Source organism: Clostridioides sp. GD02404 (assembly GCF_045898275.1).
Taxonomy (GTDB): domain Bacteria; phylum Bacillota; class Clostridia; order Peptostreptococcales; family Peptostreptococcaceae; genus Clostridioides; species Clostridioides difficile_A.
The window spans coordinates 1-18,197 of record NZ_JBJOCA010000033.1; the positions used below are offsets into that span (position 1 = coordinate 1).

The 18,197-nt window shown below is 30.1% G+C and carries 22 protein-coding genes; all 22 read left to right on the forward strand.

All coding sequences use genetic code 11. From position 1 onward, the window contains the following. Positions 1-357 precede the first annotated feature (357 nt). The 22 genes from Q3287_RS16395 to Q3287_RS16500 all read left to right on the forward strand — a co-directional run bounded on the left by Q3287_RS16395 (position 358) and on the right by Q3287_RS16500 (position 18,144). Positions 358-489 (forward strand): hypothetical protein, encoded by a 132-nt coding sequence (locus Q3287_RS16395; protein ID WP_022618741.1) that lies wholly within the window; start codon positions 358-360, stop codon positions 487-489. A gap of 14 nt (positions 490-503) precedes the next feature. Beyond that, positions 504-680 carry a hypothetical protein gene (locus Q3287_RS16400; RefSeq protein WP_021365388.1) on the forward strand — a complete coding sequence of 59 codons (177 nt, stop codon included), beginning with the start codon at positions 504-506 and terminating at the stop codon, positions 678-680. 428 nt (positions 681-1,108) lie between these two features. Next, entirely contained in the window at positions 1,109-1,549 is a 441-nt protein-coding gene (locus tag Q3287_RS16405; RefSeq protein ID WP_054276814.1) for a terminase small subunit, read from the forward strand. After that, on the forward strand, positions 1,542-2,804 hold the full coding sequence (locus Q3287_RS16410) for a PBSX family phage terminase large subunit (protein WP_194687215.1): 1,263 nt from the start codon (positions 1,542-1,544) through the stop codon (positions 2,802-2,804). The genes Q3287_RS16405 and Q3287_RS16410 overlap by 8 nt, the downstream gene beginning before the upstream one ends. A gap of 10 nt (positions 2,805-2,814) precedes the next feature. Then, complete coding sequence (locus tag Q3287_RS16415; RefSeq protein ID WP_243193360.1) at positions 2,815-4,296, forward strand: phage portal protein; 1,482 nt, start codon at positions 2,815-2,817, stop codon at positions 4,294-4,296. After that, a complete protein-coding gene (locus Q3287_RS16420) occupies positions 4,296-5,714 on the forward strand; it encodes an ADP-ribosyltransferase (RefSeq protein WP_407964435.1) in 1,419 nt (472 codons plus the stop codon). Before Q3287_RS16415 ends, Q3287_RS16420 begins: the two co-directional genes overlap by 1 nt. Beyond that, the gene (locus Q3287_RS16425; protein WP_021365393.1) at positions 5,707-5,883 is read left to right on the forward strand and encodes a hypothetical protein; all 177 of its coding nucleotides are present in this window, start codon (positions 5,707-5,709) and stop codon (positions 5,881-5,883) included. Before Q3287_RS16420 ends, Q3287_RS16425 begins: the two co-directional genes overlap by 8 nt. A gap of 31 nt (positions 5,884-5,914) precedes the next feature. Then, entirely contained in the window at positions 5,915-6,148 is a 234-nt protein-coding gene (locus Q3287_RS16430; RefSeq protein WP_407964436.1) for a hypothetical protein, read from the forward strand. A gap of 5 nt (positions 6,149-6,153) precedes the next feature. Further along, complete coding sequence (locus Q3287_RS16435) at positions 6,154-6,369, forward strand: hypothetical protein (RefSeq protein WP_407964437.1); 216 nt, start codon at positions 6,154-6,156, stop codon at positions 6,367-6,369. Positions 6,370-6,455: 86 nt separating this feature from the next. Continuing rightward, entirely contained in the window at positions 6,456-6,695 is a 240-nt protein-coding gene (locus Q3287_RS16440) for a hypothetical protein (RefSeq protein WP_022617027.1), read from the forward strand. A gap of 135 nt (positions 6,696-6,830) precedes the next feature. Then, complete coding sequence (locus Q3287_RS16445; RefSeq protein WP_054276809.1) at positions 6,831-7,466, forward strand: phage scaffolding protein; 636 nt, start codon at positions 6,831-6,833, stop codon at positions 7,464-7,466. Between the two features lie 17 nt (positions 7,467-7,483). Continuing rightward, positions 7,484-8,452, forward strand: coding sequence for a major capsid protein (locus tag Q3287_RS16450; protein WP_407964438.1), 969 nt, complete (start codon positions 7,484-7,486; stop codon positions 8,450-8,452). 24 nt (positions 8,453-8,476) lie between these two features. Then, positions 8,477-8,731 (forward strand): hypothetical protein, encoded by a 255-nt coding sequence (locus Q3287_RS16455; RefSeq protein WP_021408084.1) that lies wholly within the window; start codon positions 8,477-8,479, stop codon positions 8,729-8,731. Next, on the forward strand, positions 8,728-9,090 hold the full coding sequence (locus Q3287_RS16460) for a hypothetical protein (RefSeq protein ID WP_021426495.1): 363 nt from the start codon (positions 8,728-8,730) through the stop codon (positions 9,088-9,090). Before Q3287_RS16455 ends, Q3287_RS16460 begins: the two co-directional genes overlap by 4 nt. 1 nt (position 9,091) lies before the next feature. Beyond that, on the forward strand, positions 9,092-9,526 hold the full coding sequence (locus tag Q3287_RS16465) for a hypothetical protein (protein WP_407964439.1): 435 nt from the start codon (positions 9,092-9,094) through the stop codon (positions 9,524-9,526). 7 nt (positions 9,527-9,533) lie between these two features. Continuing rightward, complete coding sequence (locus Q3287_RS16470) at positions 9,534-9,878, forward strand: hypothetical protein (RefSeq protein ID WP_021408083.1); 345 nt, start codon at positions 9,534-9,536, stop codon at positions 9,876-9,878. Between the two features lie 5 nt (positions 9,879-9,883). Then, on the forward strand, positions 9,884-10,690 hold the full coding sequence (locus Q3287_RS16475; protein ID WP_095903877.1) for a hypothetical protein: 807 nt from the start codon (positions 9,884-9,886) through the stop codon (positions 10,688-10,690). Positions 10,691-10,745: 55 nt separating this feature from the next. Next, complete coding sequence (locus Q3287_RS16480) at positions 10,746-11,222, forward strand: hypothetical protein (RefSeq protein ID WP_407964440.1); 477 nt, start codon at positions 10,746-10,748, stop codon at positions 11,220-11,222. Further along, positions 11,203-11,412 carry a hypothetical protein gene (locus tag Q3287_RS16485; protein WP_407964441.1) on the forward strand — a complete coding sequence of 70 codons (210 nt, stop codon included), beginning with the start codon at positions 11,203-11,205 and terminating at the stop codon, positions 11,410-11,412. Before Q3287_RS16480 ends, Q3287_RS16485 begins: the two co-directional genes overlap by 20 nt. Positions 11,413-11,712: 300 nt before the next feature. Continuing rightward, positions 11,713-11,859, forward strand: a complete 147-nt coding sequence (locus tag Q3287_RS16490; protein WP_407964442.1) for a hypothetical protein — start codon at positions 11,713-11,715, stop codon at positions 11,857-11,859. A gap of 156 nt (positions 11,860-12,015) precedes the next feature. Next, the gene (locus Q3287_RS16495) at positions 12,016-12,546 is read left to right on the forward strand and encodes a hypothetical protein (protein WP_407813578.1); all 531 of its coding nucleotides are present in this window, start codon (positions 12,016-12,018) and stop codon (positions 12,544-12,546) included. Between the two features lie 78 nt (positions 12,547-12,624). After that, on the forward strand, positions 12,625-18,144 hold the full coding sequence (locus tag Q3287_RS16500; protein ID WP_407964443.1) for a phage tail tape measure protein: 5,520 nt from the start codon (positions 12,625-12,627) through the stop codon (positions 18,142-18,144). Positions 18,145-18,197: the final 53 nt, after the last annotated feature.

The window sequence follows — 18,197 nt, forward strand, 5'->3', positions numbered from 1 at the left end:
GAGCTAATCAAGCTATTAGTTCAATATCAATAGCTTTATTTGGTAAAAAAGCACTAATAGAGCAAGAACCATTATTTAAAATGTTAGATTTATAGGCAGTTAACAACTGTCTATTTTTTTTACTAAAAAAAGGAAAAATATATTGATTATATCGGTACGACATGATATACTATAAATATAGAAAGGAGGTGAAAGAAGTGGTCAAAAAAATAAAAGAGTTCGGCAAAGTTATCAAAGCCCTTACCGAACTTGTTCTTGAAATAGGTACACTAATAGCCGTTATAAAAATGGTATTAGATAGCCTATAAGACTTTAGAAGGGAAGTCAGCACCTTCCCTTCTAATTAAATAATAATACATGACCACTCAAAATACAATGGGAAAATATAAGGAATTAATTACAGAATTAGGGAAATTAAGTTTTGGCATAGTTAAATTAATTGGTGCAATAGCATTATTAATATTTGCTATAAAATATTTATTTTCCTAGAGGGAGAGAAAGAAATGGAGAAAAGAATATTGAAAGTACTTTTATCAAAAAGTGGCTCTGGTTCACTAAGCCCTAAAATAAGTTTACCAGCCACATGGATTAAAGAAATGAATATAACACAAGAGGAAAGAGAAGTTGAAGTTTATTTTGAAAATAATGAAATTAGGATTAAAAAGAAAGACCTAGATTAAATTCTAGGTCTTTTTATTGCCGTTTTTCTGCCGATTTTACAATTTAAAATATGAGATAATAGTATTGTGGAAATGAATATTTCTCTCTCAAAACTAAATATATATGTGGGCTAGGTTAAAGGGATTCACCTAGCTTATATGAACAGACTAGGCAGGGCATGAGGATGCTGTAAGTTCAATTCTTACTATGTTCAAACTTATTAATACACTATATGTAGATATGTTGGATTAAATCCGAATTTAATTCAAATGTCTAAAAGGGTGAGGCTTGGTAACCTCGCTCAATTTGCAAGTACTGGTGTGTAATCTTAGGTTCGATTCCTAAAACTTGCTCCCTTAAATATAATATGTATCCCCTAAAAATAAGACTTTAGATTAATTTTAAAGTCTTATTTTTTTATTTATAAAGCAAATAAAGAGGTGGTGGTATGGCAAATTTGACTGAAAAACAAAAAAGGTTTTGTGACTATTATATTGAAACTGGTAATGCTACAGAAGCATATAAAAAAGCATATAAAAACAGTAATCAGAGAACCTCAGAAAGCAGTGGAAGTAGACTGTTGAGTAATGATGAGGTTAAAAACTATATTGATGAAAGGCTGAAAAGTTTTGAATCAAGGAGAATTGCAGATGCCAAAGAAGTTATGGAGTACTTAACAAAAATATTAAGAAATCAAGAGAAAGAAGAAGTCATAGTAGTATCTGAAAATGGTCCTGAAATAATAAAAAAAGATGTAAGTATAAAAGACAGAAATAAAGCAGCTGAATTATTAGGGAAAAGATATGCTTTATGGACTGAAAAAGTTGACCTAGATGGAAATGTTGGAGTAACCATAATTGATGATATAGGTAATGTAGAAGATGAATAAAAAATTATCTGAAATAATAAATAAAAATTTCTATGAATTTTGGAAAGTAAGTAATAGCAATAAATATTTATATCATGTATTAAAAGGTGGAAGAGCTTCAGCAAAGTCAACTCATATAGCCTTTTGGCTAACTTTAGCTATGGTTAAATATCCTGTAAATACTGTTTGCTTTAGAAAGGTTGGTAATACAATCATGGATAGTGTTTATGAGCAATTAAAAGAAACTATAGAGATATTTGGTTTAACACATTTATTTCAGTTTAAAAAATCTCCAATGGAAATTATTTTTATTCCAAGAGGAAATAAATTTATATTTAGAGGTCTTGATGACCCACAAAAGATAAAATCTATAAAGTCAGCTAAATATCCAATTGCTTTTGCATGGTTTGAAGAGGTAGCAGAAATAAAAACAGAAGATGAGCTATCTATGGTAATTAATTCAGTGTTACGTGGAGAATTACCAGATAAATTGAATTATAAAATATTTTTATCATACAATCCTCCAAAAAGAAAGCAATCATGGGTTAATAAGAAATTTGAAACACATACATTACCTAAAAATACGTATGTTCATCATAGTATTTATTTAGATAATCCTCATATATCAAAAGCTTTTATTGAAGAAGCTAATGAAATTAAAATAAGAAATGAGTTTAAATATAGATGGGAGTACTTAGGAGAGCCTATTGGTTCTGGAGTAGTCCCTTTTTCTAATTTAGAGTTTAAAACAATAACAAATGAAGAAATACTTCACTTTGATAACATAAGGCAAGGTAATGACTTTGGATATGCAACAGACCCTATGGCATTTGTAAGGCTTCATTATGATAAAAAGAAAAGAATTATATATTTTATAGATGAAATATTTGGAGTGAAAATGTCTATAAGAGAATTAGCTTCTAAGATTAAATCAAAAGGGTATGACGATTTTAATGTTGTTTGTGATAGTGCAGAACCAAGAAGTATTGCAGAACTTAGAGAGTATGGAATAAGAGCATTAAAAGCTAAAAAAGGACCTGGTTCAATCGAATTTGGAGAGAATTGGTTAGATGATTTGCAAGCAATAGTAATAGACCCAAACAGAACTCCAAATGTGGCTAGAGAATTTGAAAATATAGATTATCAAACAGATAAAGATGGAAATGTAAGAGCTAAATTAGAAGATAAAGACAATCATTCAATTGATGCAACAAGATATGCACTAGAGTTAGATATGAAAACACATGGAAGAGAAAGACAATATAACAGTAGATAGGGGGTGTAACATGTTAGATTTGATAGATATAATTCAGATGGAACTTACAGGCTTATATGGTCAAGAAGTAATACGAGAAATGGGTGAAATTATAAGGCTGTATGATAAGTATGAAGGTACAGGACAACATTGGATAGAAGAGGAACAAGATTATAAGCAAACAAGAAAAAGAACAAATTACATTAAGAAGCTAATTAAAGAAGAAGCAAGGTTTTTATTTGGAAAGACACCAATATTTACAATTAGCCCAGAAAATGACTTAGATAAAGAAAAAGCAGAAGAAATAAACAAATGTATTAACAAAATTCTAAAGAGAAATTTATTTTCAGATAAATTAATTAAGGCAGCTAGAGATTGTTTTATTGGTAAAAGAATAGCTATAAAACTACATGCAGATAAAGAAAGCAAGAGTTTAAAGATAATGTTTGTACCCAGTTTAGAGTTTATATATGAGCCTTTTGATAACCAATTTGATGAACTTAAGAAAATCGTATTTTTCCATCAAACAAATCAAGAAGTGGAAAAAGATAAACAGAGAATTTGGAAACAAAAATATGAAATGGTTAATGGAAAATGTATATTAAGTGAAGGTATCTATAATGGTTATGGATTATGTATAGAAGAAATAGTAAGTGATACAGATTTAAAACTTAGTGGAATACCTTGTTATGTAATTCTTAATGATGGTTTACTTGGTGATTTAAAAGGTGAGAGTGATATAGAAGAGATATTTGATAATCAGATGGCTTATAATAAGCTTGCTTCTGAGGATATAGATACTCTTAAAAAAGGAATGAATCGTATTATATATGGTGTTGATGTTGAAGAAGAGTCAAGTAAACATTTCAAAATAAAGCCAGGTGCTTATTGGGATGTAGAAACATCTCAAACTGCTGACCAAAAACAGGCACAAATTAATACAATTCCTACTGACTTTGGATATGATAACAGAATAGAAAATTCACTTAATAGAATTAAGTCAGATATGCATGAGGTATTGAATATACCACTTATAAATAATCAAGACCTTAAAGGTATGATGACATCAGGCAAATCAATGAAGGCTTTGTATTGGCAACTAATAACTAGATGTGAAGAAAAAATGAAATCATGGGGTCCAGCTCTTGAATGGTTAATACGAGCTATGATAGAGATGATAGAAGTATATAACATAGCTCAAATACCTAAATTAGATGCAGATTCCTATGAAGTGCTAGTTGAAAATCAGTATCCATTACAAGAGGATGAGGATTCTGAGAAATTACTTGATATTCAACAAGTAAATGCTCAAGCAATGTCTAGGAAAACTTTCATTAAGAAGTGGACTGATACTAATGATGATATAGCAGATGAAGAATTACAACAAATGTCAATAGAAAGACAAATATTAGAAGAAAGCTTCAATCTGGAAGAAGAATCAGAAGCTACAGATATAGAAGAATCAGAGGAAGAAACTGCTGAAAAAGAACCAAAAGAAGTAGTTGATGACTAATGACAAATAAGTTTAATAAGGCTATGAAGAATGCTGAAAGAGCTAGAGACATATCATCAAATAAAACTACTAAGAAGATAAGACAATTATATAAAGATATAGCTAATGAGTATGCAAAAAAATTAAATAAAGTTAACTCTAACACATTAACTGAACAATATTTAAGAGAAAGTATAATTTATTTAAGTAAAGAGTATGATAGGTTAGGAAAGAAGCTAAAAAAAGATATTGAAAGTGAAATATCAAAAGTAATAAAAACTACTACAGATGAACAATTAAGCTTTTTCAATAACATATGTGATAACTATTCAGTTAATTTAAAGCCACAATTCACTGATATGTTTAGTAAAGTTCATGAAGATGTACTAAGACAAGTTATATCTGGTAGTATGTACAAAGATAAAATTAAATTAAGTGATAGAATTTGGAGTAATATAGATAAAACTAAGAAGGATTTAGACTACATTGTAAGTAGAGGATTAGCAGAAAAAAGAGGTAGTTATGATATAGCAAAAGATTTAGAAAAGTATGTTAATCCAAAGGTAAAGAAAGATTATGATTGGTCAAAGGTATACCCTAAAAATAATAAAAAGATAGATTTTAATGCCTATAGACTGGCATCCACATATATAACTCATGCATATCAAAAGACAGCTAAAGAAAGCTGTAAGAAGAATCCATTTGTTAAAGGAATTAAATGGATGTCGTCACATCATCCTAGAATGTGTAAAGTTTGTGCAGATAGAAATGGAAAAACATACATTCCAGAAGAGTTACCATTAGAACATCCTCTAGGAAAGTGTACATTTGAATATGATATTCCAATGAGTATGGAGGATATAGGTAAAGAGTTAAGAAACTGGATAGATGGAGAAGAAAATTCTAAACTTGATGAATGGTTTGATGAATATGGATTAGAGTTTGCAGGAATAGAAGGAAAAGTTAATAAGAATAAAGAACCAACTGAAGATGAAATGTTAGCTTTATATAAATATATGGGTGGAGATGCTTATAAAATTAATGAGAAGTTAAGAAGAAATATTAAATTGACAGAAGAAGATGAATGGTTTATAAATAACTTAGATAGAGTTTTAGATAAAATGCCAAATTATGAAGGGGATATTACAAGGTCATTATATTTTTATAATAAAGAAAGTTTAGAAGCTTTTTTAATTGAGCATGAAATTGGAAAAACTATACAATATGCAGAATTTATTTCAACCACAAAAGGAAAAACCTACAATCCAGAGGGTCAAGTAGAAATATATATATTCAATTCTAAGAATGGTAAAAATATAAGTATGTACAATGAAAAAGAAGAAGAAGTTTTGTATAGAAGAAATTCTAAATTTGAAATAATTGAGTTAGAAGAAATGAATGGCAAATATTATATATTAATGGAGGAACGCAATGGATAATAAATTTGAAGATGATAAGTATTCAGAACCATTTAGTCATCCAAGATGGAAAGATGTACCATGGGGTGAAACTATAGGATATAGAGACATTCCAGAAGAAGAAAGAAAAAAATATAAAAAAATACTTAGAGAACATCTAAAAGATATTGGAGTATTAAAAGAAGATTAAAGACACTTACTTAAATTAAAGATTCGTAAGTATGTACAAGTTGGGGGAGATAGTTACTAATTATGACTATACTTCAACAACAAAAGGAAGTACTTATAATTCTGAGGGTCAAGTACAGATGTATATATTAAATTCACAAAAAGGAAAAGATGTAAGTAAATATAACCCTAAAGAACAAGAAGTATTATATAAACGAGGCTCAAGGCTTAGAGTCATTGAAATTGAAAGAATTAAGGGAACATTCATATTTTATCAGAGGAAGTGAATTAAATGCTAACAATAGACGAATTTATAAAGCTACCTGATGAAGAAAAAGGAGATGCCTATAAAGAATTATCTCCTCATGATATGCTTTTATGGAGAACACAATATTCACCAATTGGATTTGAAGTGATAGGTCATGAAGAAATCTCAGAAGAAGATAGGATTAAGAACAAAAAGAAGTTTAGGGAGCATCTCAAGAAAATAGGTGTAATAGAGGATTAAATACTTATAAGTTGAAATGTTTATGATTATAATATAAAATGTACTTATTATGATTATAATGAAGATTATATAGAAGGGGGATTATTATGGTAGAATTATTTAGAATATTTAATGATGAAAATTTTGTTAGATATGAATATGTAAATGATGGGATAAAAGAAGAGTCTGGTATAATAGCATTAAATAAGAAAACAAAGGAAGTTATATTTGAAAGAAAAGCTCAAAATGGGAAGTCTTTAACTTTTAGAGGGAGAACAAAATATAGATTATTAAAATATGCTGAAGAAAATGTTTATCCAGAAGAAGATTATATAGCAATATATTAAAAACACTTACTGAAATTAAAAATTAGTAGGTGTTTTTTTATTGCCTTTTTAGCTATATTTAGGCGTAAAAGAAATAAATAGCAAACTATACTAGAGAAGCAAAACTCGTATAAAAGCGTAGTGTAGGAGGAAATAATGGAAGAATTATTAAAAAAATTGGGATACCAAGATACAGACATAAAAAACATAATTGAGGGTATGAAAAAAGATAAAATTTACACTTCTAAGGAAGAAAACATAGATGAAAGATACAATAAGTTGAAAGAACAAAAAATAGCCTTAGAAGAGCAAATAAAAGGTGCAAATGATACTATATCAGATTTGAAGAAAAATAGTAAAAACAGTGAAGATATAGAAGCAAAAGTGAAAGAATGGGAAAATAAATATAACGAACTTGATAGCACGAGTAAAGCCAAAATAAAAAATATGACTATAGACTATGCCATAAATTCTAAATTATCTGGAGTAAATGAAAAATATAAGAAGCTCTTATGCAAAGAATTTGATATTGATAAGATTGAAGTAAAAGATACTGGAGAAATTATAGGCTTAGATGAACAATTTAAAAACATATCAGAAACATATAAAGAATGGTTTGAAAGTTCTACTCCAAGTAATACTGGTTCACCAGGTAATTTCCCAAGAAAATCAAATGTAGTCAATAATCCTTTTATAAAAGAAACATTCAATTTAACAGAACAAGGAAAATTATTAAAAGAAAACCCTGATAAAGCTAAAGAATTTGCAGCTCAAGCAGGAATAAATTTATAAGAAAGAGAGTGATTTAAATGGCAGTAACAAAATTAAGTGATGTAATAGTACCAGAATTATTTAACCCATATGTAATAAACAAGAGCATGGAGTTATCAGCTCTATATCAAAGTGGAATAATTACAAATGATGCAAGTTTGAATGCTTTAGCTTCTCAAGCTGCACCAGTTGTAAATATGCCTTTCTTTGAAGATTTAAGTGGAGAATCAGAACAAATAATAGAAGATGCTGATTTAACACCAAATAAAATTACTTCAAGTCAAGATGCAGCAGCTGTATTAAGAAGAGCGAAAATGTGGGCAGCTACTGATTTATCAGCAGCTATGGCAGGAAAAGACCCAATGGCAGCAATAGCAAGTTTAGTTGGAAGCTTCTGGGCTAGAGATATGCAAAAAGAACTTATAGCAGTTTTAAATGGTATATTCTTATCTGCAAATATGACAACAAATAAATTAGATATATCAGCCGCAACAGGAAATGCAGCAAAATGGTCACCAGCAGCTTTTATAGATGCACAACAGTTATTAGGTGATGCACAAGAACAATTAAAGGCTATAGCAATGCATTCAGCTACAAAATCAGCACTTAAAAAGCAAAATTTAATAGAAACTATTAGACCAGATGCAGGTCCAGACTTTGACGTTTATCAAGATAAATTAGTTATAGTTGATGATGGCTGTCCTGTAACAAAAGAAGGTGTTTATACTTCTTATCTATTTGGAAGTGGAGCAATAGCTTTAGGAAATGGTAATCCAGTAGGATTTGTAGCTACTGAGATAGATAGAGATAAGAAAAAAGGTTCTGGAGTAGATTATTTAATCAATAGAAAAACATATATACTACATCCAAGAGGTATAAAATTTACTAATGCAAGTGTAGCTAAAACAGAAGGACCTTCAAGATTAGAGTTAGCAAAAGGTGAAAACTGGACAAGAGTTTATGAACCTAAACAAATAAGAATAGTTGAATTTAAGCATAAATTATAAAATGTAGATTTAGTAGGTGATAGTATGGATTTAGAAGTTTTAAAAAATATAAAAATAGAACTTAGAGAAGAACAATCACCTTTTTTTTCTGATGATGAAATTACTTATTACTATAATAAAAACAATCAAGATTTTAAAAGTACTATGTATGAGTTATGTATATTAAAGGCTGAAAATGATAGTATCACTTTACCTGGAGGATTAAGCATGCCAGAAAATAAATTATACTGGTTAAATTTAGCAAAAAAATATAAGACAAATGGAAGTAGATGTCTATGATAGCTCAGAAAGTAAAGCCAAAGATAATTAAGGCTATAAATAAGATGCCAACAGAAGGTATAGTAAAAAGAGTTGGAGTAAATGAGTTTGGAGAGCCTTCAGATGAAGAGAATATAATTTGCAATGTAATAGGCTTATATCATGAAGGAAGTAGCTCCATAAGTCAAATAACAAAGGATAAAGGTGTTGTTATAAAAGATAAAGAGCAATATTTAATGGTTGTTTATGATGAAGATACAATAAAAATAAAACAAGGTGATTTTATGTATTTGGATAATAATAAGTTTGTTATACAGGACCTTGGAAATCAAAATAGAATGAATATTTATTTTGATTTAAAGTTAGGAAAGGTGAGATAGTATGAGCAATGGATTTAAATTTGATGCTAACAAACTACTTAATGCCTTAGTAAGTAGAGAAATGAAAACCAAAGCTGCACTAGGAGCTTATGCAGATACTTCATCTCAGTTACTAGAAAGTAATGCTAAAAATGATAGACCATGGAAAGACCATACTCATGAGGCTAAAAACAGGCTACATGGTAGTTGGGAATGGCAAGGAGATACTATAAGGATAGCACTTAGTCATGGAGTTGACTATGGATTATACTTAGAAAAAGGCACAGGCCCACATGTTATACAAGCAAGACCAGGAAGTTACTTATTTTGGGATGGAGCATCACATCCTGTTAAAAAAGTTAATCATCCAGGAAGTAGACCATATCCAATTATAATGCCAACTATAGAGAAATGTGGACCAAGTATTATAAGGGGTCTTGATGTGATTTTAAAGTAGGTGAAACATGTTTAAAAAAATATATAAACATTTAAAAAATAAAGGTTTTAATGTGTATTCAATTGGGCAACATCAAGGATTATGTATAGAGCCTTTTTTAGTTATATTTGAAAAAGGTTCACTACAAACAACAGAAAAAAATATAATAAAAGATTTATTTGAGATATATGTATTTTATCCAATTGGACAGTATTCTAAAGTAAGTGAATACAAGACAAATATTGAAAATGTAATGGATGAAATAGTAGGAATAAAACAAGCTTATGAAGCTTTACCTATTCTTATAGATGATGAGAAACAAGCTTATTTTACAAGATTAAGTTATTATGAAAACAAACAAATTAGGAGGTAATAAATATGGCAGTACAAATATTAAATCAATACCCACTTACAGATGTTGTATTAGTTCAAATTGAAACAGTTGAACAAAATCCAGTTACATATACATTTGATACATCTGATGAGATAGGGACAGAGGAAATCATTTCTGAAGGTGAAGAATTAACATTAAAAATAAAGAAAAAAATAATAGCAAATAGAGCAGCAGAAGATACAAGCTTAGGATATGATTTAACATTAAAAGACAATGTGTTTTGTCCAGAAATACTTCAAATAATGCAAGGTGGAACAATAGAAAAAGAGGAAGATGGTAGCTTTAAGAGATACTTAGCTCCTGAAGTAGGAAAGACTTTTTCTAAAAAATCTTTTAAAACAATAATATATAGTTCTGTTGTTGGACCAGGAGGAGATACTGGACAATTTGCTAAGACTACTTTCCCAAATTGTAAAGGAAAATCTGTTCCACTTAACTTTAAAGATGGAGAATATTATTCAAATGAATATGTTATAAATAGTAGACCTAATACAGGGCAATCTCCTTATGAGGTTGAAATAGTAGAAGAGTTGCCTAATGGTTATGAAGCTACAAAAGTATTTTTAGATAGTGCATCTGTATCAGGAGCAACAGCAGGAGATAAAAAGATAACAGGATTAACAGCAGGTAAAATATATAAGGTTACAGTTAATAGTAATATAAAATATACTTTAGCAGATGGAACATTAACAGAGACTGAGTCTGATAAAGCAGCATTAACAGGAACAGAGATAATAGGATTAACAAATGGAGAAACATATAAAGTTGAAGAAGTTAGTGTAAGTATATAAATAGATTAAAGCTCTAGTAACTAACTAGAGCTTTTTTTAGAAAGGGGACACAAATATGAATGAACTTAAAGTAACAAGTTTAGAAGAATTAAAGAAAATAAAATTGACTGAGGTAATAGAGGTTGGAAGATTTTTAGATGGAACTATGTTAGTTGCAGAAGTAAAACAACCTGACTTAATGGCTCTTGCAATGGCTGGTAAGATACCAAACAGCCTAATGTCAGCATCAATGAGTCTAGTTGAAGAGAAGGAAAGTAAAGATAGTACAGGTGAAAAAGTAATAAAGAAGATGAATGATGAGTCTAATTTCTCAAAAGAAATGTTTGAAATGATGGATATAGTTGCTAAAGAAGTGTTAGTTAACCCTACATATGCTCAGATTAAAAAAATAGGATTGGAACTTTCTATTGAACAAAGATTAACATTATTTAATCGTATTCAAGGAGGTACAAAGTCACTAGAAAACTTTCATCAAGAGTCCACAGATATTGAGGATTCTAAATCAAGTGATAATGTACAACAAGATGCCTAGTGAGATATTAAGAATTAAAGATGAATATACTTCTTTTTGTTTCGATGAAGCTTGTATGTTTTTAGTAGATGCTATAAAAAATGATAAAAAGCTTAAATTTGAAAATGATGAAAAGAAAACTATAGATAAAAATGAGAGAAAAACTTTTGTCCAAATAGCATTAGAGAAAAAGAAAAAAAATAATAGGTAAAATATTCTAGATGGATAGAATAAATTAATGTTAATTTATGATATAATGATAATATAGATATTTTGCAGTGTCTGATTTTTTATATACATTGGATGTAATCATTGAAATTACTACGATATAAGCATATTTTGTGATATATCAAAAACACTACTGGTTACTCACTGCAATTTTAATATGGTTTTATATGTGTAAGGATTTAAAATGCTCAATTTATTTTGGGGTATTATATTAACTATGTGGTATGTAAAGATTTCATTAGCACTAGCTTTCAGAGTACTTGAATAGTATTATATTAACTATGTGGTATGTAAAGCTTTATCAGACAAAGAAAAAGAAGCTTTAATAAAAAGTATTATATTAACTATGTGGTATGTAAAGGCAGGAGCCTTAACTTTAGCACTTGGAGCATTAGCAGGTATTATATTAACTATGTGGTCTAAAAATTGAATAAGCGCACAAAACACCTACTTAAACATATAGGTGTTTTTAGTATGTTTAAAATATTTTTAAATAATTGGATAAATCTGCTAAATCAATAGACTAAATTATTAATTTTAGATAGAATTATATTTGAATAAATAATTTAATAGGGGAGATTATATTATGAAATTAACAAAAAAAGTATTAGTTTTGAGCATAATAGCCTGTTTTTCTGTAATGATGTTTGTGACAGGATGTACTAGTGCACCAGCATCTAAAATGGAGGAAGTAGGTCAAGAAGTACCAAAGGAAGAAGAGGAAGAAGTATCAACAGAAGATAAGGTTGACCTAAATAAATTTAATCCAGATGAACTTCTAGATTATCAGATGAATGAGTTTAAAAAGAGCTGGGATTCATTAGCATATGTAGAAAAAAGTGTAAGTAATGGTGAAATGCCTGAAAAAGGATTAAAAACTGCTGCTGATTTATATGAATGGCGTTTTGGAGATTTATATAAAGAAACTCAAAAATATAAAGAAAGTCATGATTTGACTGATATCCAATCAAAGGCTTTTGAGGAATTAAAAACAGTAACATTCTCAGCGAATTTATATTGCAAAGGGATATTAGGTGATAGCGAAGACTTAAAGAGTAGTAAGGACCTTTTAAATGAAGCACTTGAAAGATATGATAATTTACGTAATCCAAAGTAATAGTATAAATGAAGCACTTACTTTAACATGAGTAAGTGTTTTTTTTATACAAAAAATTAAGTGAAGGGAGGGAAAAATATGTCCTTAGAATTAGGAACAGCAGTTGGTTATTTAGACCTAGATGGAGGGAAGTTTTTTAAAGCTCTTGCAGATGCAGCTAAACAACTTAGTCAATTTAATTCACACACAAGAACTACAGGAAGTGCTATGACAGCAATGGGAAAACAAATTTCTGATACAGCAAATTCTTTGACACAAATAGGTAGACAATCAGCATTAGCAGCATCAGAATTAAATAAAATAGCATCAACTTCAAGTGGACCATTTTCATCACTAAAAAACTCTATAAAACAGACTGAGAATGAACTAAAAACAGCTAGAAACACAATAGATGTATATGCTCAGGGTATAACTAAGCTTACAAGTGAAATAGATAAGTCGAAGCAAAAGTACACTGAAATAGGAAACAAAATAGAAAGATATGAGCAACAATTAGAACGTTGCAATAGTATGTATGGAGAAAGTTCAGAACAGTCACAAAGATATAGAGAAGCTATTGAAAGACTTAAAAATTCTCAAACTCAGTTAGGCAATGAAATCGAAAATGGAGAAGATTCTTTAACTGATATGAGAACAGCCATGAATAATGCAGAGGCAGAAGCTAATAGACTTAGTGATTCATTAAGAAGCATGCCATTTGATGCTATTGGAACTAAAATGAAAGATATTGGGCAAACACTAACTTCTACAGTTACAACTGGACTAGTTGCAATGGGAACAGCAGCAGTAACAGCAGCTACAAACACAGAACAAGCAATGTCAGTTGTTAACTCTATATTACAACTAAATACAGAAAAGGTTCAAGGTGGTAAAAGTGAATGGGATGCTTATGCAAGCACATTAAAAGAAGGTGCTAATGAAATTGGAATGGCTTACGATGAATATGCTAACTCTGCATATAATGCGATATCTGCGAGTGTAAAGCAAGCAGATGTAACTGAATTCTTAGCACAAGCAGATAAACTAGCAACAGCAGGTTTAACAGATTTAGCAAAAGCTACAGATGTGTTGACAACTATTCAAAATGCGTATGGGATGTCCCAAAAGGATATGGCTCATGTAAGTGATGTTCTTATACAGACCCAAAATAAAGGCAAAATTACGGTGGATGAGCTAGCAAGTTCTATGGGTAAAATAATTCCAACAGCAAAAAGTTTGAATGTATCAGTTGAGCAACTAGGAGCTGGATATGCTATATTAACTGCAAAAGGAATTGCTGGCGCAGAAGCAACAACTTACATGAATGCGATGTTCAATGAACTTGGGAAAAGTGGGAGTAAGGCAGATAAAATACTTAAAAAATTAACAGATAAAGGATTTGCTGATTTGCAAAAAGAAGGAAAATCAACAGCAGATGTATTATTAATATTAAATGATTATGCAAAGAAAAATAGCTTATCTCTATCAGACCTATTTGGCTCGGCAGAAGGTGCAAAGGCAGCTAATGTTTTACTAGGTGATGCAGTTAATGAAACTACAGGAGAAATAATTGAAGGTACAAAGAGTGCTGATTCATTTAATCAAATGCTTAATGATATGAAAAATTCTACTGGACTTTGTGATAAAGCGTTTGAGCAACTGGACAATACTACAAAGACTAAACTTGAAGATGCATTGAATTCAGCGAAAAATATGATGTCTGATTTGGGTGAAGTTATGATGCCTGTGGTTGCTAAAGTAGCTGAGATGGCAACTGCTTTTATGAAAAGTGTTAGCGAAATGGCTAAGAGTAATCCTAATTTTGCTAGAATCGTTGTAAGCATTGGAGCTGTAGTCGCAGCAATAGGTCCGCTTCTTGTAATATTAGGAACTATGGCAATTACAATACCAAAAGGAATAGATGCAATCAAAAAATTAGGTGGCACATTTACATTTCTATCAAGAACATTAGCTGTGGTAAGAGGTGCAACAATACCTACATCTGCTGGTATGGCAACACTAGCTAAAGGGATAGCATTTTTGACTACACCTGTGGGAGGTTTGACACTAGCACTTGGAGCATTAGCAGTAGCGATTGGAACTAACCTAGTAAAAGAAATGAGTAAGCCAGCCATAGAAATAGATAATTTCGGAAAAGATGTCGATAAAAGTAGTAAAAAAATAGTGGGTTCATATCTTGAAATGAGTGAGGAAATAACTAAGTCAGCTATGCAAATGCAGCTAGGGACTGTCACAAAAGAAATGGTTGATGATATGAGTAAAAGTTTAGATGGATTAAAAGATAAAGTGCTTCCAAAGTTTGAAGAATTCAAATCAAGTGCTCAGGAAACTCTTAATGGATTGTGGAACCAATCAAGCGAGCTTAGTGCTAAAAGAGAAATAGAGATAACTGGAATAGTTTTGAAGTCTTTAGATGAACGAAAGAAACAATATGAAGAAAATTGTGACAGAATAATTGAAATAGGGGAAAAAGCAAGGAAAGAAAGAAGAGAAGCTACAGAAGCGGAAGGTAAAGAACTTGCAAGACTACATCAAGAAAACAATGAAATAGCTATTACTCTATTATCCAAAAGTGCATCTGATGCACTTATAATAAAAGAAAGAGTTCATGCTAACGATAAAAAAATGACAGTTAAGCAGGGGGCAGAGCTAAGAGCAGAAGAAAATAAAAACTATAAAGCTCGAAAGGAAGATATAGAAAAAGCTTATGAAGAACAGCTATTTTACGCAGCAATAGCAAGAGAAGCAGGTACAGAAGAAGCAAATAAGGGTGCTGATGAACTTGTAGCAGTGGCAAAGAAACAAAGAGAAGATTCTTTAAAAGAACTAGAAGGTCAGCATAAAGAAACTGTAACTGAAATAGAAAAAATGGTTGGAGATGGCATAAAAGCCTACAATGGTGATGGAACAGTCAAAAGTAAATGGAAACTATTTCAAGAAGGTACAAAAGAAGATATTAATAATGCTCAGAAAAACTTAGACCAATGGTGTAAGGATATAGATTCTAAATTTTCAACTTGGTGGAACGATTTAGTTGAGGAACTTTCTACTTTTTTACCTAAATTTGTCGAAGATTGGAATAAAGATATGGAAGTCATATCTAATAACTTAAGTACATGGTGGGAAAACATAAAAACTGGTTTTTTAGATTGGTGGAATGGTATATGTGAGGATTGTAATAATGGTTGGCAAAAATTAAAAGAGGATGCATCTACATGGTGGGAAGATATCAAACAAGGTATATCTGATTGGTGGAATAGTATATGTGAGGATTGGAAAACTGGATGGCAGAACTTAGGTGATAACTTCAACTCATGGTGGCAAGATTTAAAGGACAAATGGTTATCAAGTATGGAAGAACTAGGAATAGATACTTCATCAGTTTGGGGATTTATTACTTCTTCAATTGAAGAATCTTGGAATTTCATTAAAGATAAAGCAGAAGAAATATGGGATAATATAAAAGATTATATATCAGACAAATGGGACGAATTGAGAGACAAAGTGCCTATATTCGATACAATATCTAATAAAATTTCTACTGCATGGGATTTTATAAGTGGAAAAAAATCAATTTGGGGTTCTATAACTTCATTTATAACTGGTAAATGGAATGAGCTTAAATCAAAGTCTTCTATTTTTAACATAATAAGTAGTGTTATATCAAAAGCCTGGGACGTTATTAAAGGAAAAACTTCTATTTGGGATGCAATAAAAGACCTTATTAAGAAAGCCTGGGATGCTATAAAAACTGGAATAGATGATAAAATAACACTTATAAAATCAGCTATAAAAACTGGATTTGATAAAATGAAAGGGTTTATGACTAAGCCATTTTCAGATGCAAAATCAACTATAGATAGTATTATTGGTGGAATTTCTTCTGCTGTTGGTAAAGTTAAAAATATGGTGAGCAGTATCTTTAGGAGTGGTTCTATGATTCCTCAAAATAGTAATGGTTTTATTCAAAAAGATATGTTGCCAACACCAATGATGTTGAAAACCTCAGCCATAGGTTTTGCACCAAGTAGAGGAAGTATGCTAGATTCTATCAGCAAACTTTCTAATACCATGGCGAAAGGCATGGGCAGTTCGTCAGGAATAGTTTCACAATTTGGTAATGCAGGAAAAAATTCAGCAAAAGCATATTTAGATGGATTATCAAACATAGAAGAAGGATTAACAAATACACTCAGAACAGTCCAAGCAATAATAGGTAATGGAAACATAAAAGAAGCTCAAGAAATTAAGAAGTTTAATAAGGAAGTTCAAAAACTACAAGAAGAAAAAGCTGAAGAAATAGCAGAGTTAGATAAAGAACACAAGAAGAAACAAAAAGAAAGAAATGAAAAAGAAAACGAAGATATAAAGGAAGCAGAAGCAAAGAAATATAAGAATAAAAAAGAAAAGTTAGCAGCCTTAAAGAAAATAAAAGATAAGTATAATAAGGAATCTGTAAAAGACCAAGAAGAATATAGAGAAAAACTTGAAAAAATTAATAAAAAGTATGATAAAAAAGAAAAAGAAGATACTGAAAAGCATCAAGAAGAACTACAAAAACTTAGAGAAGAAAAAATAAAAGCTGAAAGAGATTTCAATAAAAAATATAATGATATTAAAGAAGATTATGCTGAAAAAGTAGCAAACTTAGATAAGAAATATATTGAGGACCAAAAGAAACTAAATGAAGAATATAAAAAGATATATGACTCAAGAGTAAAATCTTTAATGGATTATACAGACTTATTTTCTTCTGTAACATTTGAAGAAATTGACAATGATGAGTTAATGGAAAACCTAGAAGAGCAAGTTGATGTACTTAGAAAATGGGACACTGATATGGCAGATTTATCTACAAAAGTAGGTAAAGATTTGTATGAGGAACTATTAGCTAAAGGACCACAAGCTCATAATGAAATAGAAGCCATCAACAAGATGTCAAAAGAGCAACTAGAAGAATACGAAAGATTATACAAAGAAAAGAAGAAAATAGCTGAAAGAAGAGCCAAAGAAGATACAGAAGATGAAAAATATAGAATAGAAAAAGAAATTGAAGAATTGAAAAAAACTTATGATGCAGAATATAGAAAACTAGGTCAAGAAATGCAAAAAAGTATAGAGGAACAAATTGAAAGTTTTAAGGATAAATTTGGAGTAGTACCAGCTATGTTTATGGAAACTGGTAAAGATTCTATGCAGGGCATGATAGATGGTATTAAATCTATGCAAGGAGCATTGGGTAAAGTTTTAAGTGACATAGTTAATTCTATAAATAAACAACTTTCTAATATAGGATTTAAAGATGTAAATATACCTACAGGAGGAAGAAAAGAAGCAGCAAGGTTTAGAAATGAAATAGAAAACTTACAAAGTATAGCATACTCAGATACTCTGGCAAGAGGGATAGCCTCAAATAATTTACTGAAGGATGCAACTGTTAATATAAATAATAATAGTAAAGTTGATAATGAAAAAAGTAGTGATAAGAGAGTTGAGTTGACTTTACATATAGAAAAGTTTATAAATAATACTAAACAAGACGTAGAGCAAATAGGTTCTGAAATAGCATTTATTACAAATCGAAAATTAAAGTTTTAGTGTGACAAATATATTTTCAATATCCAGATTATGGTATAATGATTTTAGCAAGA